This is a genomic window from Streptomyces sp. NPDC001985, from assembly GCF_040296845.1.
Taxonomy (GTDB): domain Bacteria; phylum Actinomycetota; class Actinomycetes; order Streptomycetales; family Streptomycetaceae; genus Streptomyces.
This window is the reverse complement of the sequence record NZ_JBEOYB010000026.1, coordinates 19,265-39,727: the sequence shown is the minus strand read 5'-3', so window position 1 is coordinate 39,727 and position 20,463 is coordinate 19,265. Positions and strand designations below refer to the sequence as shown.

The 20,463-nt window shown below is 73.3% G+C and carries 15 protein-coding genes and 1 pseudogene; 8 read left to right on the top strand and 8 right to left on the bottom strand.

Translation table 11 applies throughout. The features are described from left to right. Window positions 1-6: 6 nt before the first annotated feature. Window positions 7-540 carry an Lrp/AsnC family transcriptional regulator gene (locus ABT122_RS14130; RefSeq protein WP_451067888.1) on the bottom strand — a complete coding sequence of 178 codons (534 nt, stop codon included), beginning with the start codon at window positions 538-540 and terminating at the stop codon, window positions 7-9. 208 nt (window positions 541-748) lie between these two features. Between ABT122_RS14130 and pdhA the strand changes: the two genes are divergently transcribed. From pdhA to ABT122_RS14105, 5 genes are all read left to right on the top strand, one after another. Continuing rightward, entirely contained in the window at window positions 749-1,873 is a 1,125-nt protein-coding gene (gene pdhA, locus ABT122_RS14125; protein WP_351550390.1) for a pyruvate dehydrogenase (acetyl-transferring) E1 component subunit alpha, read from the top strand. Beyond that, window positions 1,873-2,895, top strand: coding sequence for an alpha-ketoacid dehydrogenase subunit beta (locus ABT122_RS14120; protein WP_351550387.1), 1,023 nt, complete (start codon window positions 1,873-1,875; stop codon window positions 2,893-2,895). Before pdhA ends, ABT122_RS14120 begins: the two co-directional genes overlap by 1 nt. A gap of 1 nt (window position 2,896) precedes the next feature. Further along, window positions 2,897-4,405 (top strand): dihydrolipoamide acetyltransferase family protein, encoded by a 1,509-nt coding sequence (locus ABT122_RS14115; RefSeq protein WP_351550384.1) that lies wholly within the window; start codon window positions 2,897-2,899, stop codon window positions 4,403-4,405. A 198-nt stretch (window positions 4,406-4,603) separates the two neighbouring features. After that, window positions 4,604-5,554: an NTP transferase domain-containing protein gene (locus ABT122_RS14110; protein ID WP_351550381.1), complete on the top strand. Its 951-nt coding sequence runs from the start codon at window positions 4,604-4,606 to the stop codon at window positions 5,552-5,554. Beyond that, window positions 5,551-7,131 (top strand): molybdopterin molybdotransferase MoeA, encoded by a 1,581-nt coding sequence (locus ABT122_RS14105; RefSeq protein WP_351550378.1) that lies wholly within the window; start codon window positions 5,551-5,553, stop codon window positions 7,129-7,131. Before ABT122_RS14110 ends, ABT122_RS14105 begins: the two co-directional genes overlap by 4 nt. 7 nt (window positions 7,132-7,138) lie before the next feature. On the opposite strand, the gene ABT122_RS14100 is transcribed toward ABT122_RS14105, so the two are convergent. Next, window positions 7,139-8,245: a potassium channel family protein gene (locus tag ABT122_RS14100; protein WP_351550375.1), complete on the bottom strand. Its 1,107-nt coding sequence runs from the start codon at window positions 8,243-8,245 to the stop codon at window positions 7,139-7,141. Window positions 8,246-8,420: 175 nt separating this feature from the next. On the opposite strand from ABT122_RS14100, the pseudogene ABT122_RS14095 reads away from it, so the two are divergent. Then, window positions 8,421-9,101 (top strand): annotated as a pseudogene (locus ABT122_RS14095) (potassium channel family protein); the annotation flags it as partial. Window positions 9,102-9,177: 76 nt separating this feature from the next. Next, on the top strand, window positions 9,178-10,158 hold the full coding sequence (locus ABT122_RS14090) for an NAD(P)H-quinone oxidoreductase (protein WP_351550372.1): 981 nt from the start codon (window positions 9,178-9,180) through the stop codon (window positions 10,156-10,158). A 128-nt stretch (window positions 10,159-10,286) separates the two neighbouring features. Here ABT122_RS14090 and ABT122_RS14085 read toward each other — a convergent pair whose 3' ends face one another. The 6 genes from ABT122_RS14085 to ABT122_RS14060 form a co-directional block, all read right to left on the bottom strand. Further along, window positions 10,287-10,829 carry a bacterial proteasome activator family protein gene (locus tag ABT122_RS14085; RefSeq protein ID WP_351550369.1) on the bottom strand — a complete coding sequence of 181 codons (543 nt, stop codon included), beginning with the start codon at window positions 10,827-10,829 and terminating at the stop codon, window positions 10,287-10,289. A 140-nt stretch (window positions 10,830-10,969) separates the two neighbouring features. Beyond that, the gene (locus tag ABT122_RS14080; RefSeq protein WP_351550366.1) at window positions 10,970-13,846 is read right to left on the bottom strand and encodes an FtsX-like permease family protein; all 2,877 of its coding nucleotides are present in this window, start codon (window positions 13,844-13,846) and stop codon (window positions 10,970-10,972) included. Next, window positions 13,843-14,613 (bottom strand): ABC transporter ATP-binding protein, encoded by a 771-nt coding sequence (locus ABT122_RS14075; protein WP_351550363.1) that lies wholly within the window; start codon window positions 14,611-14,613, stop codon window positions 13,843-13,845. Before ABT122_RS14075 ends, ABT122_RS14080 begins: the two co-directional genes overlap by 4 nt. A gap of 319 nt (window positions 14,614-14,932) precedes the next feature. Further along, window positions 14,933-15,628: a PadR family transcriptional regulator gene (locus ABT122_RS14070; protein ID WP_351550360.1), complete on the bottom strand. Its 696-nt coding sequence runs from the start codon at window positions 15,626-15,628 to the stop codon at window positions 14,933-14,935. A 128-nt stretch (window positions 15,629-15,756) separates the two neighbouring features. After that, on the bottom strand, window positions 15,757-16,131 hold the full coding sequence (locus ABT122_RS14065) for a hypothetical protein (protein WP_351550357.1): 375 nt from the start codon (window positions 16,129-16,131) through the stop codon (window positions 15,757-15,759). A 484-nt stretch (window positions 16,132-16,615) separates the two neighbouring features. Next, entirely contained in the window at window positions 16,616-18,343 is a 1,728-nt protein-coding gene (locus tag ABT122_RS14060; RefSeq protein WP_351550354.1) for a protein kinase domain-containing protein, read from the bottom strand. 305 nt (window positions 18,344-18,648) lie between these two features. Here ABT122_RS14060 and ABT122_RS14055 point away from each other — a divergent pair, with 305 nt between their 5' ends. Further along, entirely contained in the window at window positions 18,649-20,235 is a 1,587-nt protein-coding gene (locus ABT122_RS14055) for a protein kinase domain-containing protein (RefSeq protein ID WP_351550351.1), read from the top strand. The last annotated feature ends 228 nt before the right edge of the window (window positions 20,236-20,463 follow it).

Here is a 20,463-nt window from a genome sequence, read left to right as displayed (position 1 = left end):
CCCGGATCACTGCGGTTCGCTCTCCGGCGGCCCGGCCGGGTCCGGGTGGAGGTCCGTCTCCTCGAAGATCAGCAGGGTGCGGGTCGACAGCACCTCCGGGATGCCCTGTATCCGGGTGAGGACCAGCTCGCGCAGGGTCCGGTTGTCCGGGGTGTGGACCAGCAGCAGCACATCGAAATCACCGCTGACCAGGGCGATGTGGGCGGCGCCCGGGAGCGCCTGCAACTGTTCGCGGACCGTGCGCCAGGAGTTCTGCACGATCTTGAGCGTGATGTAGGCGGACGCGCCCTGACCGGCGCGTTCATGGTTGACCCGGGCACCGAAACCACGGATGACGCCATCGTCGATGAGCCGGTTGATCCGGGCGTACGCGTTGGCCCGCGACACATGGACGCGGTCGGCGACGGAGCGCACGGAGGCCCGGCCCTCGGACTGGAGGATGCGCAGGATGTCGCGGTCTATGGCGTCGAGCGCGCGCGGCGGGGCGGTCCGGTCCGGCTCGGGCCGGTACCCCACGGCGTCCGCCCGGTCCGTTCCCATCTCGCCGAGGTGCCCGTTCTCGGCCATTTGTTCAGGACTCATATCCCCCCGCCTCCCTGCCATGGACAGCCTGTGCCCATCACAGGCTGTGGAGAACCGTTTGTCCACAGGCTGAAGCCGCCTGTAGCCAAAATGCGTCCACGACCGAACAATCGGTAGGTGAGGCGCGCCACATTCCGGCCGCTTCGTCGTCGCCCTCAATGAGGAGGTGCTCGCCGTGAAAGCCGTCGCCCACCGGCTCACGCCGCCCCCGGCGTGGCAGCCCCGCACCGACCCCGCCCCGCTGCTCCCCGACCCCGTACCGTTCCGCGTGCTCGGCACGGAGGCGGCGGCGGCCGTCGAGCCGGAGCTGCTGCTGCGGCTCCACGCCCAGGTGGTGCGCGGTCGCCGGTTCAACACGCAGGCGACCGCCCTGACCAGACAGGGCCGGCTGGCGGTCTATCCGTCGAGCACCGGGCAGGAGGCCGCCGAGGTGGCCGCCGCGCTCGCCCTGGAGCCGCGGGACTGGCTCTTCCCCAGCTACCGCGACACCCTCGCGGCCGTCGCCCGGGGCATGGACCCGGTGCAGGTGCTGACCCTGCTGCGCGGCGACTGGCACACCGGATACGACCCCCGTGAGCACCGCACCGCGCCCCTCTCCACCCCCCTCGCCACCCAGTTGCCGCACGCCGTGGGCCTGGCCCACGCCGCCAGGCTCCAGGGGGACGACGTGGTGGCGCTCGCCATGGTCGGCGACGGCGGCACCAGCGAGGGCGATTTCCACGAAGCGCTGAATTTCGCCGCCGTGTGGCGCGCCCCGGTCGTCTTCCTCGTCCAGAACAACGGCTTCGCGATCTCCGTGCCGCTCGCCAAGCAGACCGCCGCCCCCTCCCTCGCCCACAAGGCCGTGGGGTACGGAATGCCCGGCCGCCTGGTCGACGGGAACGACGCGCCCGCCGTGCTCCAGGTGCTCTCCGAAGCCGTCGCCCGCGCCCGGCGCGGCGGAGGCCCGACCCTCGTCGAGGCCGTGACCTACCGCATCGAGGCGCACACGAACGCCGACGACGCCACCCGCTACCGCGACGAGCCCGAGGTGGAGATCTGGCGCGAGCACGACCCCGTCCGGCTTCTGGAGCGCGAGCTGACCGACCGGGGTCTGCTGGACGACGACCGCAGGCGCTCCGTCGCCGAAGCGGCCGAGTCGATGGCCGCCGACCTGCGCGAACGGATGAACGCGGACCCGGTGCTGGAGCCCATGGACCTCTTCGCCCATGTCTACGCGGAGCGGACCGGTGTCCTGCGGGAGCAGTCGGCGCGGCTGCGGGCCGAGCTGGAAGCGGAGGGGGAGGCCTGATGGGCGCGGCGACGACCCCGGCGCCCGCGGGGGCCAAGCCCGCCACGATGGCGCAGGCGCTCCGGCGCGCCCTGCGCGACGCCATGGCGGACGACCCGGCCGTCCATGTGCTCGGGGAGGACGTCGGCACCCTCGGCGGTGTCTTCCGGGTCACCGACGGGCTCGCCGAGGAGTTCGGCGACCACCGGTGCACGGACACCCCGCTGGCCGAGGCGGGCATCCTCGGCACCGCCGTCGGCATGGCGATGTACGGGCTGCGGCCCGTGGTGGAGATGCAGTTCGACGCCTTCGCCTACCCGTCGTTCGAGCAGCTCTTCAGCCATGTCGCCAAGATGCGCAACCGCACCCGGGGCAGGGTGTCGCTGCCGATCACCGTCCGGGTGCCGTACGGCGGCGGGATCGGCGGGGTCGAGCACCACAGCGACTCGTCCGAGGCGTACTACATGGCGACCCCGGGGCTCCGGGTCGTCACCCCGGCGACCGTGGAGGACGCGTACGGGCTGCTGCGGGCCGCCATCGCCGGGGACGACCCGGTGGTCTTCCTGGAGCCCAAGCGGCTGTACTGGTCGAAGGCGGCCTGGTCGCCCGATGACCCGGCCCCGGTCGAGCCGCTGGGCCGGGCGGTGATCCGCAGGCCCGGGCGCGGTGCCACGCTGATCACCTACGGCCCGTCCCTGCCGGTCTGTCTGGAGGCGGCCGAGGCCGCCGCGGCGGAGGGCTGGGATCTGGAGGTGGTCGATCTGCGCTCGCTCGTCCCCTTCGACGACGACACGGTCTGCGCGTCGGTCCGGCGCACCGGGCGGGCCATCGTCGTCCATGAGTCCACCGGCTTCGGCGGGCCCGGCGGGGAGATCGCCGCGCGGGTGACGGAGCGGTGCTTCCACCACCTGGAGGCGCCCGTGCTGAGGGTCGCCGGTTTCGACATTCCCTATCCGCCGCCCATGCTGGAGCGACACCATCTCCCGGGAGTGGACCGGGTGCTGGATGCGGTGGCGCGGTTGCAGTGGGAGGCGGAGAGCTGAAATGGCACAGGTGCTGGAGTTCAGGCTGCCCGATCTCGGGGAGGGGCTGACCGGGGCGGAGATCGTGCGTTGGCTGGTGGCCGTGGGCGATGTCGTCGCGATCGACCAGCCCGTGGTGGAGGTGGAGACGGCCAAGGCGATGGTGGAGGTGCCCTGCCCGTACGGGGGTGTGGTGACCGCGCGCTTCGGCGAGGAGGGCACCGAACTGCCGGTGGGGGCACCGCTGCTGACGGTGGCCGTGGGCGCCTCGGCCGACGGGTCCGACGGGTCCGACGGGTCCGACGGCCCGGCTCCCGGCGCGACGGCGGGCGCGGGCGCCGGGCCCACCGCCGAGTCACGGCCCACCGCCGGGGCCCGGCCCGCCGGGTCCGCTTCCGACGGCGGCGGGCCGTCCGGGGAGTCCTCGGGGAATGTCCTCGTGGGATACGGAACGGGAGCGCCCGCGGCCAGGCGGCGGCGGATACGGCCCGCCGACGCGGAGCCGCGGGTTCCCGGCCCCGCGGCCGGGCCCGCCGCCCGGCCGGACGAGGACATCGAGCACAGCGGGCCCGTGCCCGTCATCTCCCCGCTGGTGCGGCGGCTGGCCCGGGAGCACGGGCTCGATCTGCGGCAGCTCACGGGGTCCGGACCCGACGGGCTGATCCTGCGCGCGGATGTCGAGTACGCGATGCGCGCGGCCGGTCTGACCGGCCGGCCCGCCCCCACCGGCTCCCCGGCACCCGCGCCCGCCCCGGCCCCCGCCCCGGCCCCCGCGCCCGCGTCCGAGCCCGCCCGGGTGCCCGCGCCGCCCGTCGCGTCCTCACCGCCCGCACCGGTCCGGGGCGGTGAACGGATACCGCTGCGCGGGGTCCGGGGAGCCGTGGCCGACAAGCTGTCCCGCAGCCGGACCGAGATACCGGACGCCACCTGCTGGGTCGACGCGGACGCGACCGAACTTATGGCGGCCCGGGCCGCCATGAACGCCGGGGACGGCCCCAAGGTCGCCCTGATGGCGCTGCTCGCCCGGATCTGCACGGCCGCCCTCGCCCGCCACCCCGAGCTGAACTCCACGGTGGACACGGCGGCCCGGGAGATCGTGCGCCTCCCCGAGGTCCACCTCGGGTTCGCGGCCCAGACCGAGCGGGGGCTCGTCGTCCCCGTGGTGCGCGACGCCCACCGGCGTTCGGCCGAGTCGCTGACGGAGGAGTTCGGCCGGCTCACCGAAGCGGCTCGCCACGGCAGGCTCACCCCCGCCGATCTGACCGGCGGCACCTTCACCCTCAACAACTACGGGGTGTTCGGCGTCGACGGCTCCACCCCGATCATCAACCACCCGGAGGCGGCGATGCTCGGGGTCGGCCGGATCGTCCCCAAGCCCTGGGTCCACCAGGGCGAGCTGGCCGTGCGTCAGGTGGTGCAGCTCTCGCTGACCTTCGACCACCGGGTCTGCGACGGCGGCACGGCGGGCGGGTTCCTGCGCTATGTCGCCGACTGTGTGGAGCGGCCGGCGGTGCTGCTGCGCACCCTGTGAACAACCCTCCACCCGGGCCGGGCAGCCCTGGGCCGTCTCTTCCGGATCTTGCCGGGCTCGATCCGAAGGAGACTCCCCAGGCCCGGTTCCCCCCACGGTCCTGGCGGGCCGCCCGGAGACCCCACGCTGTGGGCGGCCCGCCGGACCACCCACAGCCCGTCCCGACGCCCCGCCCGGGGGGCGGCCCATACTGCGGACATGACCGCGACAGAGCGCACCGCGAACACCGGAACGACCGCGTACGACGTCATCGTGCTCGCCGGAGGGGCCGCGAAGCGGCTGGGCGGGGCGGACAAGCCGGGGTTGAGCGTCGGCGGGCGGTCCCTGCTCGACCGGGTCCTCGGCGCCTGCCGGGACGCCGGGCGCACCGTCGTCGTCGGCGGGCGCAGGCCCACCGCGCGGCCCGTCGTCTGGACCCGGGAGAGTCCGCCGGGCGGCGGCCCGCTCGCCGCGCTGGACGCCGGGACACGGGCGCTCGGGTCCGACTCGTCGACCGTCGTGGTCCTCTCCGCCGATCTGCCCTTCCTCGGGGCCGCGACGGTACGGCGGCTGCTCGGCGCTCTCGCGTCCGGCGGGCGCGAGGCGGTGCTGCTCACCGATGGCGAGGGCCGCGACCAGCCGCTGGTGGCCGCCTACCGGACCGAGCCCCTGCGCCGGGAGATCGCCCTGCTCGCCACCGAACACGGAGGTCTCGCCGGGCTGCCGCTGCGGCTGCTGCCGCCGGAGCTGGACCTGGCCCGGATCGCCGCGGAGTCTTCGGCGTCCTTCGACTGCGACACCTGGGAGGACCTCTCGGCCGCCAGGGCCCGGATCAGGGAGCATGGCCATGTGCTGGATGAATGGATCACCGCGGTCAAGGACGAACTCGGCATCGAGCTGGATGTCGACACCACGCTGCTGCTCGATCTCGCCCGCGACGCCGCGCACGGCGTCGCCCGTCCCGCCGCGCCGCTGACCACCTTCCTGGTGGGGTACGCGGCGGCTGCCGGGAAGGGGCCGGAGGGAGTCGCGGACGCGGCCCGCAAGGCGGCGGCGCTCGCCCGGCGCTGGGCCGAGGAGGCCGAGGGGGCCGGCCCCGGGACCTCCGGGCCGGACGCGGACCCGCCCGCCGGGTCCGGCCGGGGCCCCGATCGGACCGATGCCGGATGACCGGCCGGACCCGCCAGGGCGGGACCCGGGGCGGCCCGGACGCGGACCGGGCGCGCGAGAAGGGCCGCGCCGCCGCCGAGCAGGAGTCGGACGGGGTGGAGGAGGCCCTCGCCCTGGTCAGCCGCCCCCGGACGAACGGCCCCGGCACGGAGCGGGACCCGGGCCGGGCCGCAGGCCGGGACCCGGGCCGGGAGCAGGACCAGGACCGGGACCGGCGGTCCGGCGGAGCCGCCGCGACCGCGTCCCCGGCCTCCACCGCCTCCACCGCTCCCTCCGGGCGGCCCCGGCCGGCCGGCTGGGCCGAGGCCCGGGAGCTGGCCGCGCGGACCGGGCGCGCCACCCCGCCCCGTACCCTCCGGGTGCCGTGGGAACAGGCGCTCGGCCGGGTGCTCGGCGCACCGCTCATCGCCCTCTGCGACCTGCCCTCGTTCGACACCTCCGCGATGGACGGCTGGGCCGTCGCCGGTCCCGGCCCCTGGGCGGTTCACGGCGGTGACGCGGTCCTCGCGGGGCGGGCCGAGCCGCCGGCCCTGGAGGACGGCACGGCGGTACGGATCGCCACCGGTGCGCGCATCCCGCCGGAGGCCACCGCGGTGATCCGCAGCGAGCACGCGCACACCGACGCCGGGCAGCGGCTGCTGCACGCGGAGCGGGCGGTCACCCAGGGCCAGGAGATCCGGCCCCGGGGCCAGGAGTGCCGCTCGGGCGACCGGCTGCTGCCCGCCGGGTCGGTGGTCACCCCGGCGGTGCTGGGGCTCGCCTCCGCCGCGGGCTACGACGAGCTGGAGATCGCCCACCGCCCGAGGGTGGAGGTGCTGATCCTCGGGGACGAGCTGCTCACCGGCGGGCTGCCCCACGACGGGCTGATCCGCGATGCCCTGGGGCCGATGGTGGGGCCCTGGCTGAGCGCGCTGGGCGCCGAGGTCATCGCCACCCGGCGGCTCGGCGACGACGCCCGGGCGCTCCAGCGGGCCATCACCGGCTCCGCCGCCGATCTCCTTCTCACCACGGGCGGCACCGCGTCGGGCCCGGTCGACCATGTCCGTCCGGTGCTGCTGAAGGCGGGCGCGGAGCTGCTGGTGGACTCGGTGGCGGTCCGGCCCGGTCACCCCATGCTGCTGGCCGCCCTCCCGCCCCGGAGCGTCCCGGCGCGGCGGCGCCGGAGCGCCCGGGACACCCCGTGCGACGAGGGCCGTGACGACACCCCGGCGGGCCGCCGGTATCTGGTCGGGCTGCCCGGGAACCCCCTCGCCGCCGTGTCGGGTCTGCTGACCCTGGCCGAGCCCCTGCTGCGCGGGCTGTCCGGGCTCCCCGACCCCCTGCCGTACCGGGTGCCGGTGCGCGGCTCGCTCGCCGGGCACCCCCACGACACCCTGCTGAAGCCCTTCGCCCATGGCGATGAGCAACTGCTGCCCCTGCGCTACAGCGGCCCGGCCATGCTGCGGGGCATCGCCGCCGCCGACGGCCTCGCCGTGGTGCCCCCCGGCGGAGCACGGCCCGGAGACCGGCTGGAGGTGCTGGATCTGCCCTGGATGTCCGGGGTGCCCGCCGGGGCGGCCCCGGGCCGTTTCACGTGAAACAGGCTCAGTAGGTGGGCTCCTCGCGGCTGATGGTGATCAGGCGGTCGCCGAACTGGAGCTGGGCGCATTGCGGATCGGCGTAGTCCAGCATCTGCTTGCGGCGCACCACGGCCACCACCAGATCCGTGCACTCGCGGGGCGAACGCCCCACCTCGTTCTTGGTCACCGAGCGCTCCGCGAGGTTCAGCCCGCTGCCGCGGGTCATCAGATCCTCCAGCGTGTCGGCGACATGCGGGCTCGCCATCGAGACACCGAGCAGCCGTCCCGCCGAGCTGGAGCTGGTGACCACGGTGTCGGCGCCGGACTGCTTCAGCAGCGGTACGTTCTCGTCCTCGCGGACCGCGACGACGATGGAGGCGCGCCGGTTGAGCTGGCGGGCGGTGAGGGTGACCAGGGTGGCGGTGTCGTCCCGCTGCGGAGCGATGATCACCCGGGCCGCCCGCTGGAGCTCCGCCTTGAGGAGGGTCTTCGAGCGGGTGGCGTCACCGAGCACCGACACCAGTCCGTCGGCGCTGGCGGCGTCCACCGCCTTCTGCTGCGGGTCCACCACGACGATCTTGTCCTTGGGCACACCCTGGCCGCGCAGGGTCTCGATGGCGTGCCGGCCCTTGGTGCCGTAGCCGACGACGATCACATGGTCGGACATCCGGGAGCGCCAGCGGTGCACCTGCACCTGCTGGCGGGTGCGCTCGGTGAGGACTTCGAGGGTGGTGCCGACCAGGATGATCAGGAACACCACCCGCAGGGGCGTGATGATCAGGATGTTCGTCAGCCGGGCGCCGTCGCTGACCGGTGCGATATCGCCGTAGCCGGTGGTGGAGAGGGTGACGGTCGTGTAGTAGGCCGCGTCCAGGAAGTCGACCTTGCCGTCGGCGTTGTCGTTGTAGCCGGCCCGGTCGAACCAGACGAGCAGGGTGGTGACGGCCAGGACCAGCATGGCCATGGCGAGGCGCCGCAGCACCTGCTGGAGGGGCGGCACGGTGGCCTGGGTGGGCATCGTGATGGAGCGCCCGGCCTCGGCGTCGTCCCTGGCCTCGCGCGTGGAGCGGTTCCAGAGGGAGCGCAGGATCGAGAACCTTCCTGCCTCTGGCGGCGGTTGCCTCTCGCCCATCTTCGGATGTCCCCTCTGGTCTGTACGGTCTGTCCGCCGACCGGTCCGGCGGTCTGTGTGAGTGACCATGGTCGCCGATCCTCCGCCCGAACGAGGGCCCCGCCTCCGTGTTGGGGGTAGCGTCATTTTTCCGCGCGGGTGGTCGATCGCGCGCGGATTGATCTCGGAGCACCCCTGGAGGTCTCACATGCGTGAGCACACCGTCATCGTCGGCTTCGGCACCAAGGGCCGTTCCGCGATCCAGACACTGACCGCCACGGGTCTGAAGAAGGACCAGATCGTCATCATCGACCCCAGCAGCAAGGTGATCGACGCCGCTGTGGCGGAGGGCTTCACCGGGGTGCTCGGGGACGCGACCCGCAGCGATGTGCTGATCCGGGCCGAGGTCCAGCGTGCCGGAAAGATCATTATCGCGACCCAGCGCGATGACACCGCCGTGCTGGTCGCGCTCACGGCGCGCCAGCTCAACCGGGCGGCGAAGATCGTCGCGGCGGTGCGGGAGGAGGAGAACGCGCCGCTGCTGAAGCAGTCCGGGGCGGACGCGGTGATCACCAGCGCCAGCGCGGCTGGCCGGCTGCTGGGGCTGTCCGTGCTCAGCCCGAGCGCGGGCGCGGTGATGGAGGATCTGATCCAGCAGGGCAGCGGGCTCGATCTGGTGGAGCGGCCGGTCATAAAGTCCGAGGTCGGGCTGAGCGTCCGGGAGACGGACGACCTGGTGGTGAGCGTGCTGCGGGGGCACCGGCTGATCGGCTACGACGACCCGACGGCCAGTCCGCTCCAGCTGACGGACCGGCTGATCACGATCGTCCAGGCGGGCGGTGTCGCCCCGCCCCGCCCCGGGGCACCCGTGGAGTGAACCGCTCCGGGACTCCGGCGGTCTCACCCGCCGGGGGACATGGGCGGGTTCCCGGGCCGGGAGTAGCCTCGCGGCCATGTATGCGATCACGATTCCCGCACCCGGTGGACCCGAGGCGCTCGTCTGGGCCGAGGTTCCCGATCCCGTACCCGGCCAGGGCGAGGTCCTGGTGGATGTCGCGGCGAGCGCCGTCAACCGCGCCGATCTGCTCCAGCGCCAGGGCCTCTACGACCCCCCGCCCGGCGCCTCCCCCCACCCGGGCCTGGAGTGCTCGGGCCGGATCGCCGAACTGGGGCCCGGCGTCTCCGGCTGGGCCGTCGGCGACGAGGTGTGTGCCCTGCTCGCCGGGGGCGGTTACGCGCAGAGGGTGACCGTTCCGGCCGGACAGTTGCTGCCCGTGCCCCGGGGTGTGGATCTGGCCGACGCCGCCGCGCTGCCCGAGGTGGCGTGCACGGTGTGGTCGAACGTTTTCATGATCGCCCACTTGCGGCCGGGCGAGACGGTGCTGATCCACGGCGGCGCGAGCGGTATCGGCACGATGGCCGTCCAGCTCGCCAAGGCCGTCGGCGCCCGGGTCGCCGTCACCGCGGGCGGACCCGGGAAGCTGGCGCGCTGCGCGGAGCTGGGCGCGGACATCCTGATCGACTACCGGGAGCAGGACTTCGTGGAGGAGCTGGGCAGGGCCACGGACGGAGCGGGCGCGGATGTCATCCTCGACATCATCGGCGCGAAGTATCTGGACCGGAATGTGCGGGCCCTCGCGGTCAATGGGCGGCTCGCCGTGATCGGTCTCCAGGGCGGGGCCAAGGGCGAACTGAACCTCGCGGCGCTGGTCGGCAAGCGCGCGGCGGTGACGGCGACCTCGCTGCGGGGCCGTCCGCTCGGCGAGAAGGCCGCGATCGTGGCGGCGGTGCGCGAGCATGTGTGGCCGCTGATCGAGTCCGGCCGGGTGCGCCCGGTGGTGGACCGCCGGATGGAACTGCGGGACGCGGCCGAGGCGCACCGCTATCTGGAGTCCGGCGGGCACATCGGCAAGGTACTGCTGGTCAACGACTGACCGACGGGCCGACTGACCGACGGGCCGGAACGGCCGACGGCCCGGGGCGGCCGGGCAGCCCAACAGCTGCCCGACGCCCCGGGCCGGGGCTCGGTCCCCGGCACCCGGCCCGGCGGCACCGCCCGCCGCTACAGATACGGCCCCGAACGGAGCGCTCCGTGCTGCGGCTGGTCCTCGTCCTCGTGGCCGCTGCCCGGGGGCAGGGCGCGGCGCATCTGCTCCAGCTGGGCGCGGGCCGCCATCTGCTGGGCGAACAGCGCCGTCTGGATGCCGTGGAACAGCCCCTCCAGCCAGCCCACCAACTGGGCCTGCGCGATCCGCAGCTCCGCCTCGGAGGGGATCGCCTCATCGGTGAAGGGCAGCGAGAGCCGCTCCAGCTCCTCGACCAGCTCCGGCGCGAGACCGTCCTCCAGCTCCTTGACCGAGCTGGCGTGGATCTCCTTCAGCCGGACCCGGCTCGCCTCGTCCAGAGGGGCCGCCCGGACCTCCTCCAGCAGCTGCTTGATCATGCTGCCGATGCGCATGACCTTCGCCGGCTGCTCGACCATCTCCGTCACCGGGATCTCGCGCGGCTCGTCGTCCCCGGCACCGCCGCCGAGCGCCATTCCGTCCTGGCCCACGACAAGCACGTGGGGGCTCTCCTGCGAGCGTTCATTCCTCGGCATCTCCATGCGGCCATTCTCTCGCACATGCGCCCCGCGCAGGGCTGTGCCCCCGTACAAGAATGATCATCTTGTGCGGGGGCACAGAACCGTGGAGGGTGGGGCAAAGGCCGTCTACGGGCCGGTCACGCCGCCTCTCGGCGGGCCGCTCACGCCGCCTCTCGGCGGGCCAGCGCGCCGCGCGAGCGCGTCAGCAGGGCCGCCAGCAGCGCCGCACCCACCGGGACCGCGACCAGCAGGGCCGCCAGGGTCGGCCAGGGCAGGACGATCGGCAGGAACGGCTTGTCCGCCAGGGTGGAGTACCCGGCGTCCAGGGCCTCCTCGAAATTCGCCATCTGGTCGCGCTGCTCCGCCAGCCGCAGTCCGACGGCGGGCAGGACGCCCGCGACCGAGCCGAGCACCACTCCCATGGTGGCCACCACCCCGCACTGGAATCCGCTGAGCGTCCTGCGCACCCGGGGCGGGGCGCCGACCGCGGCCAGTGTCTTCAGATCGGCCTCGGCATCGGCCTGCGAGAGACCCGTGGCGATACCCGCCGCACCGATGGTGATCAGTCCGGCGAAGATGGCCAGCGAGAGCATGATGATGTCGTTCTCGCTGACATAGCCCTCCTCGACCCGCACACTGGCGTCGGCGCCGATCCGGTCCAGCTCACCGTCCAGCCGCTGCCGCTCCTCGCTGGTGGGCACCCGGTCGGTCGAGTAGTACGCGCCGTACGGGACGGTTTCGAGACCCGACGCCTTCGCCGCCGCCGGCGGCATGATCAGCGGGACGCCGTACTTCATCGTCCCGAAGGCCATCTTCCGCGCGGGAACCGACACGATCCTGCCGGGCGCTGTCTTCCCCTTCGCCTCGGCCTCCTCGGCCGCCTTGGTGTCGGTGATGATCCGGAGATCGATCTTCCCCTTGGCGTTGACGTACTTCTGGTCGAACGCGAGGGCCTTCCCGGCCTTGAGCGCCTCCCCGGCCGCCGGGTCCGTCACACGGAGGACCTTCAGCAGTTCGGTGTCGGCCACCATCACATCGAGGTAGTGGCCGGTGCCGATGTTGTTCTTGCACCGCCAGTCCTCGCCGAGCTTCCGCTTCTCCGCCGGGCTGAACTTGCTCGCGGGGTCCTCGTCGGGCTTGGCCGGGTCGTAGGCCCAGAGCGGGCACTCATGGGCGGGCGGGGTGATGAGCTCGTACCGCCCGCACTCCATGTTCCGGTTGCCGTAGTCGTCCCACTCCTGGCAGCCGGCGCCGCCGACCGAGAGCTTCTGCAGATCCGCCCGCACATCGACGGGAAGGGTCTTCTGCACGGCGGCCCGCACCGCGGGGACATCCCGCGCGCCGTCCGCCTCGTCGACATTCATCGCGACCGAGCCGTGCGGCATCTGGGGCTGGTACTCCGCCTTGTACCCGGCCTCCGCGCTCGCGGTGTACGTGGCCACGGCGACCGTGCCCGCGACGGCGGCGAGGACAGCGGCCACCGCCGGAGCCGTACGTCCCCGGTTGCGCACCGCGTCCCGCAGCGCCAGCCTCGGGGAGAGCGGCAGGAACCGCCCGATCCGGCCGAACAGGCCCACCAGGACCGGCGTGAGCGCGACGACACCCAGCTCGGCGAGGGCGCTGCCACCACCGACCAGCAGGATCTGATCGGACACCAGCGAGCCGTAGAGCGCGATGGACGCACCCAGCAGCACGGCGATCAGCCCGATCACCGGAAGCACCCGATTGCTCTTGCGGATACCCCTGCGACCGGTCAGCGAGACCAGCACCGGCTGGCGCGAGGCGGTGATCGCGGGGAAGAGCGCCGCCAGCACACCGGTGAGCACGGCCAGCAGCGCGATGGCCAGCAGCTCCAGCGGCCGGATGTCGAAGCTGCCGAAGCGGGCGCCGACGAGGCCCTCCAGGAACGGCCGCAGCGCCAGGGTGAGCAGGACACCCAGGACCGTGCCGATGACAGCCGCGGCCACACCGATCACCAGACCGCCCGCGAGGACGATGGCGCGGATGTGCTTGCGGTCACCGCCGTTGGCGCCGACCAGACCGAGCTGGCGGCGTGAGCGCCGGGCACCCACGGCGAAGGCGGGTCCGGCCAGCAGACAGATCTCCAGCAGGGCCAGGACGACCACGGTGGCCGCCGCCGCGAGCGTCGCGGCCGTCTCGGACCCGCCGACGTTCGCGAAGTTCTGGTAGCCCGACCGCTGATACAGCGGCACCGCGGAGTCCGGCGGCGGATCGAGGTCGACCGCACGGGACTTGACCGTGACGCCCTTGCCGTTGATCTCCTTGACCATGTTCCACGTGAAACCACCCGACAGCCGCGCCAGATAGGTGGTGTCGGACCCGCTGGAGGAGAGTCCGGCCTTCGCGAGGCCCCGGTCCAGCGGCGCGATCAGGGCGCCCGGAAGAGCGTTGACCTGGTCGGTCTTGAGAGCGTCGGGAAGCTCGTACGAGCCGACGATCGTGTACGTCCGGTCCAGGTGGCGGACGGTGAGCTTCGAGCCCACCTTCAGACCGCTGTTCTCCAGGAAGAAGTCGGTGGCCGCGACCTCGTCGGGCTTCTCCGGGAACCGCCCGCCGGTCAGCGGCATCATGCCCTTGACCATCGGGTCCGCCGCCTTCAGCTCACGGATCTCGGTGCTCAGCAGACCGTGCTCGGTACGGAGCTTGGCCCGGCCCGTGGTGTCGGTCAGGGAGGTGGCTCCCGCGGGGACGGCCTTGGAGACATCGGTCCGGCCCGAGGGGTAGGGCTTGTTCGTGTACTCCCCGACCGCGTTGCTGTGCTGGCCGTCCGGGCTCTGGTCGACGGCCACGCCGCCGGTTCCGGCGTCGGATATCCGGGCGTCCGCCCGGCCCATCTCGCGTGCGAGCTTCTGCTCGGTGGACAGCTCCGAGCTGCGGAAGGTCAGATCCGCGGCGCTCACTCCGATGATGGGCAGCGCGATCATCGCGAGGACGAGAAAGCTCCGGCCCTTGGAGCGCCATGCGTCACGGCGGGCGATCCGGATCGCCGCCCGCCAGGAGTGGTACCAGGATTTCACAGCTCGGCCGCCTGGCCGGAGAGCAGGGAGTCGGCCTGGCTGCGCACGGTCTGGTCGACCACGGCGCCGTCCCGGAGGAAGACCACCCGGTCCGCCCAGGCGGCGAAGCGGGGCTCATGGGTGACGAGGACGCCGGCCGCCCCCGCGTCACAGCGGGCGCGCAGCAGGGCGAGCACGGCCTCACCGGTCTCGGAGTCCAGGGCGCCGGTCGGTTCGTCGGCGAGGACCAGCCGGCGGTCGCCCACCAGGGCGCGGGCGATGGCGATGCGCTGCTGCTGGCCGCCGGACATCTCATCGGGGAAGCGGTCGGCGAGATGCCCGAGGTCCATCTCCTCCAGCGCGGCGAGCGCCTCGACCCGGGCCTTGCGGGCGGAGACACCGTCCAGCTCGCGCGGCAGGGAGACATTCTCGGCCGCGGTGAGCGCCGGGATGAGGTTGTAGTCCTGGAAGACATAGCCGATGCTGCGGCGGCGCATCGCGGCGAGCGTCTTGCGGCCGCAGGTGGTGATGTCGGTGTCCTCGACGATCACCCTTCCCGATGTGGGCATGTCGAGCCCGCCCGCGATGGTGAGCAGAGTGGACTTGCCGGAGCCGGACGGGCCCATGACGGCGACGAGTTCGCCGGGGAAGACATCCAGATTGATGCCGCGCAGGGCGTGCACCTCGGTGGCTCCACTGCCGTGGACCCGGGCCAGCTGCTGGAGCTGGAGAACCGGCTTCTGTGAGGTTTGGGGCTCTAGTGACTCATGTGACGTGGACGCGGACATGGGAGGGTCCCCCCTTGGACTGATGGAGTGGTCGTTTGAGCCGGGCTTCCGGGGTTGCGGAGCCCTGCGGGCCGGTCTGAGCGAGCCGGGCCGGGCGGTGCGGACGCGAGTGCGGGTGCGGGTGCGCGTGCTGGTGCTGGTGCTGGTGCGGGAAGAGGTGGGAAAGAGGCGTGGGGAAAAGGCGTGGGGAAGAGCGCGGGAAGGCCGTGGGGATGGGGTGCGGCGGAGTGACCGGGTCGCCCGGAACGGGCTCCGGGCACTCGGGACCCGAGGTGATGCGGGTACCCGGACGGGTGTGCGGACGCGCCCGGATGAGGCGCTAGGGCCGGGCGGCTCCGTTCCGGGCGGTGGCGGCGGCCGGGGCCGCCTCGGCGGCACCCGGCGGACCGGGCGTCCCCGGCGGACCGGGCGTCCCCGTCGGGCCGGCGGCCGGCGCGGCCGTCGGACGGTTCGCGGCTCTCCGCCCGGCCGCGCCGGAGAGCCGGATGAGCCGAACCTCGCAGTGGTCGAGCCAGCGCGCCTCGGCCTCCGTCTGGAAGATCAGCTGTTCCAGTACGAGCAGCCAGGCCACGTCGTCCCGCTCCTGCGAGCCCCCGCTCTCGATCGCGGCGAGCGCCTGCGCCTTGAGCCGGGTGTAGTCCTGCATCGCCTTGACGGTGTGGTGGCGCTGGGACTGGATCACATGGCGGATGTCCACACCGGGGGCGCCGACCGCCATGGCGAGCTTGATGGCCAGTTCGTCACGGGGCGGACTGCTCCGGTCCACCGGCGTCTCGAACCAGCTCCGCAGCTCGGCACGGCCGCTGTCGGTGATGGTGTAGAGCGCGTGGCCGGCCTCGTCCTCGCCGCTCTGCGCCACCATGCCGTCGCGCTCCAGCCGGCCCAGGGTCGTATAGACCTGGCCCACGTTGAGCGGCCAGGTGGACCCGGTGCGGGACTCGAATTCCGTGCGGAGCTGCGAGCCGTAGCGCGGGCCGTGCTCCAGGAGGGCCAGAAGGCCGTGACGGATGGACATACTGAGTATGTATACCGGGTATGCCCGAGCGCGCCAACCTCCGCGAGGCGGATCTCGGGGGGTCCGTCGCAAGGAGGACGAGGAGGACCCGGACGGGACTCCTGAGGGACGGGACCCCGGCGCGGCGGTCAGCGCCGCCGCATCCGCACCCCGAGGAAGCCGATTCCGAGCCCCATCAGCGCCATGCCGATGCCCAGCGAGAGAGGCGAGACCTGCTGGTGCGCCATCGGCTCCGGAGCCCTCTCGGAGCGCCGCTGACGTGCGGCGGCGGGGGCGTACGGGCTCAGTGAGCCCGCCGGTGGCTCCCCGGCCTCCTCCCCCGTGTCCTCCCGCGCGTCCCCGTCCGCGCCCTCCCGGTCGTCCTCGTCGGGGATCTCCTCCTCCGCGGGGCCGACGCCTCCGGGACGCCGGGCCCCGGAGGGGGGCACGGCCGGTGAGGGGCCGTCGGCTGAGGCGGAGGGGGCGGTGGAGCCGGACGGGGAATCGGGACGGGACTGTGACATGGACGCGGCGCCGGACGGTGTGTCCGCCGGCGTGGGCGGACCGGAGCCGTGGTCCGGCTCCCCGGGGTCCGGGATCTCGCTCGCCGGGGGCCGACCCGGGCGCGGCCGGCCCTCGCCCGCCGGACGTCCCGCGTAGGAGCCGGCGGCGGTCGGCTCGGCGGGGGGCGCGGGCGGACCTGACTCCTCCGCGCGGGCCTGTGGCGAGGTCAGCAGCAGGAGCGAGACGACCGAGATGGCGCACCGGGTGCGCCGTGTTGGAGCCACCGGGTGACCCCCTCCCGTACCGAGTCCGCCGAATTCCGCCGCATCCGCCGGACGCGCCCGAGGGGCCGGCGTACCGGCGCACCGGACGCACCCCGTCGGATCACGCTGACGGACTCAGCGTCACATGACCCGGCAGATCCGGCATCTCGGGCAGAGGGCAGAGGGCAGCGGGCGGCGGGCAGCGGTGGGAATGGAGGGAGAAACAGAGGAGAGAGGGGGGTCAGCCCGCCCGGCCCGTCGAGATGTACAGCTCGAACTCCTGGTTCTTCGGCACCACGGCCGTCCCCGCCGTGGGGAACTGGCGGACCACGGTGTCCCTGCCCCACCGGGGGTCGTCGACCTCGTGGACCGTCCAGGTCCACCCCGCCGACCGCAGGCACTCCTTCACCGAGAGCACGTCCTTGTAGAGGAGGCCCGGGGCCTGGACCTTCGCCGGGTCCGTGCCGTCCTCCATGGCGTCCGTGCACTTCGTGGTCCGGATCACCCGGCCGCGGTCCGGCGGCAGCGCCTCGCCCTCCTGCGCTCCGGCCGAGCCGTCCGGCCCGGCGGAGCGGCTCGCCGTGCTGCCCGTGCGCGGTGGCTCCTCGTCGCCCGGGGTGTTCCTGTTCTCCAGCACCTGCTGCACCGCGCCGATCGCCATCAGCCCGAGGAGGACCGCGACCACCGTGAGGGTGATCCTCCGCCCCCGGCCCTTCCCGCCCCCGGAACCCGGCGGCGCGGGCGAGATGGTGTACGAGGAGTGCGCGACCGGAGCCATGGGGGCCATGGGCCCCGTGGTCCCGTACCGCGCCTGCTGCCCGTGGGACAGCGGGGGAGCGGTCTGGGTGGAGGGCTGCGGATAGCCGTACTGCGGTGCCGGGGCGTAGGGCCCCGGCTGGTACGGCGTCCCCGCCTGCGGGGACGGGGCCTGAACCGGCTGATGGGGCCGGTGGGGCTGGTGAGGCGGGGCCTGGTGCTGGTCCAGCGGCGGGAAGACCGCGGACCCCACCCCCGCCCCGCTCGCCGGCGGAGCCCCGGAGACGATCACCGGAGCCGCCGTCCGCCCGGCCGCCGCGACCCGCGCGCACTCGTCCCGCATCGCCGCCGCGCTCGGGAAGCGCTCGTTCGGATTCTTCCGCAGGGCCCGTGCCACCAGCGCGTCCATCGCCGGGGTCACCGAACGGTTCACGGAGGAGGGCGGGACCGGCTCCTCCTGCACATGCGCGTAGACGATCGCCAGCGGCGCGTCCGCGTCGAACGGCAGCCGCCCGGTCAGGAGCTGGAAGAGCATCACGCCGACCGAGTACAGATCGGAGCGGGCGTCCACCCCCCGGCCCAGGCCCTGTTCGGGGGAGAGGTACTGCGGAGTGCCGACGACCATGCCGGTCTGGGTCATCGAGCTGACGCCCGACTGCATGGCCCGGGCGATCCCGAAGTCCATGACCTTGACGACCCCGCGCCCGGTGATCATCACATTGCCCGGTTTGATGTCCCGGTGGACCAGCCCCACCTCATGGCTGGTGTCCAGCGCGGCCAGCACGTCGGCCGTCACCCTCAGCGCCTTCTCGGCTGGCATCGCGCCGTACTGCCGCACATCCGCGTGCAGCACCGAACCGAGCGGCTGTCCCTCCACGTACTCCATGACGATGTACGGCATCGGCTCGGAGCCACGGTGGCCCCCGGGGCCGCCGAAGACGACCGAATCCTCACCGGTGTCGAAGACCGAGACGATATTGGGATGCGACAGTTTGGCAACGGCCTGCGCCTCGCGCCGGAACCGCTCGCGGAACGACTGCTCGCGCGCCAGCTCCGTGCGGAGCGTCTTGATGGCGACCTGGCGGTCGAGCGCGGTGTCGTACGCCAGATGCACGGAGGCCATGCCGCCCTCGCCGAGCAGATCCCGGAACTGGTAGCGGCCACCGGCCAGGGACCCGCCCGCGTAGCGGCCCTGCGCGCCGTCCTGGCTCATGACTGTGCATCCCCTCGGCCGCGAAGACCGGTGTCCCGGGCCGGCCGGACCCTGGTGGTCCGCGGTGATCCGTTCTCCCTGTTACCGGGCCAGTGTGCCCGAGGGGTACGGCACGTCAAGCCGGGCACCCGTTCCGTGACCGTACGCACAAGAAGGGTCCGTCAGCGTCACAGGAGTGCCACGAAATGAGCGTGGCCGTGCTCACAGAGGTTTGATGGCCGTCCTTCCCAGGTTGGGCTGTCGTATGAAGGCTGTAGCGTGAGGCCACACGGCACCCGATACACAGATGACGACGGCGAGGACTGATGGCACCCGAACCCGAGGACGGCAGCGGCGGCGTGCCGGATGCGGCGGACTCCTGGGGCGCCGGCGGGCTGGTCGGCGACGGCCGGTACCGCCTGACCCACCGCCTCGGCCGCGGCGGCATGGCCGAGGTCTTCGCGGCGGAGGATGTGCGGCTCGGCCGCACGGTCGCGGTGAAGCTGCTCCGCGCCGATCTCGCCGAGGACCCGGTCTCCAAGGCCCGCTTCACCCGCGAGGCACAGTCCGTCGCCGGGCTCAACCACCATGCGATCGTCGCGGTCTACGACTCCGGCGAGGACGTGGTGAACGGGCAGTCCGTGCCGTACATCGTCATGGAGCTGGTCGAGGGCCGCACCATCCGCGATCTGCTGATCAACGCGGACGCGCCGCCGCCCGAGCAGGCGCTGATCATCGTCTCCGGGGTGCTGGAGGCGCTGGCCTACTCGCACCAGCACGGCATCGTGCACCGGGACATCAAGCCGGCGAATGTCATCATCACGCACTCCGGCGCGGTCAAGGTCATGGACTTCGGCATCGCGCGCGCCCTGCACGGCGCGTCCACGACGATGACCCAGACCGGCATGGTCATGGGTACGCCGCAGTACCTCTCCCCCGAGCAGGCGCTCGGCAAGGCCGTCGACCACCGCTCCGATCTCTACGCCACCGGCTGTCTGCTGTACGAACTGCTGGCGCTGCGGCCCCCGTTCACGGGCGAGACGCCGCTGTCGGTGGTCTATCAGCATGTCCAGGACATTCCGCAGCCGCCGTCGCAGACCTCCGACGTGGTGCCGCCGGAGCTGGACGGCCTGGTGATGCGCTCGCTGGAGAAGGACCCGGACGACCGCTTCCAGAGCGCGGAGGAGATGCGCGGTCTGGTGCAGTACGGGCTCCAGATGCTCCAGCAGCAGGGCAGCCACAACGGCAGCTGGAACACGGGCTTCTTCCAGGCGCCCGGCGGCGCGGCCACCGCGGCGCTGGGGGCGGCCGGGGCGACCACCGTGCACCCGGTGCACGGGGACACCGCGCAGGGTCCGATACTGCCGCCGATGAACCCGGACGACGGAGGGTATGACGGCGGTCGCCGGGGCGGGGGCGGCGGCCGGGGGCGCGGGAAGGTGTGGCTGGTGGCCGCGCTGGCCGTGGTGGCGGTCATCGCCGGGGTGGCGTTCGCGCTGAACAACATGGGCACGAAGACGGAGACGCCGCCGAAGGACGACCCGAAGGTCTCGTCGACGCCGTCGGAGTCGAAGTCCTCGCCGCCGCCGTCGAAGTCGCCGGAGCCGCCGCGGCAGGAGACCGGGTCGGTGCCGACGCAGAGCACGCAGAAGCAGTGGTCGCCTCCGGCGGGCAAGACGGATCGGCCGACGCGGCCGTCGTACAACCCGTCGCCCACGCAGTCGCAGACGGAGTCGAGCCCGCCGGTGGAGCAGTCTCCGACGACGCCGGCCTCGGAGACGCCCGGGACGGACCCGGGGACGGACCCGGGCACGGACCCCGGTACTGACCCGGGCACGGACCCCGGGACCGATCCCGGGACGGACCCGGGGACGGACACGGGCGGACCGGGTGAGGGTGGGGACACTCCCTGACCCGGGCCCGCAGGTGCGGGTTTCCTGTGGGCCGGGGGCTGGTCCCTGGCCTGGGCCCGTAGCGTGACGGGGTCCTGTGGTGCAGGGTCCGTCCTCAATCGCCGGACGGGCTGGGATTGGCTGGGGTTTGTCCTTGAGTGGCGGGCGGGCTGGGGTTGCCTGGGGTTCGTTCTTGAGTGGCGGGCGGGCCGGGTTTCGGGGGGCGGGCTCTCCTGGGGGGCAGGAGGG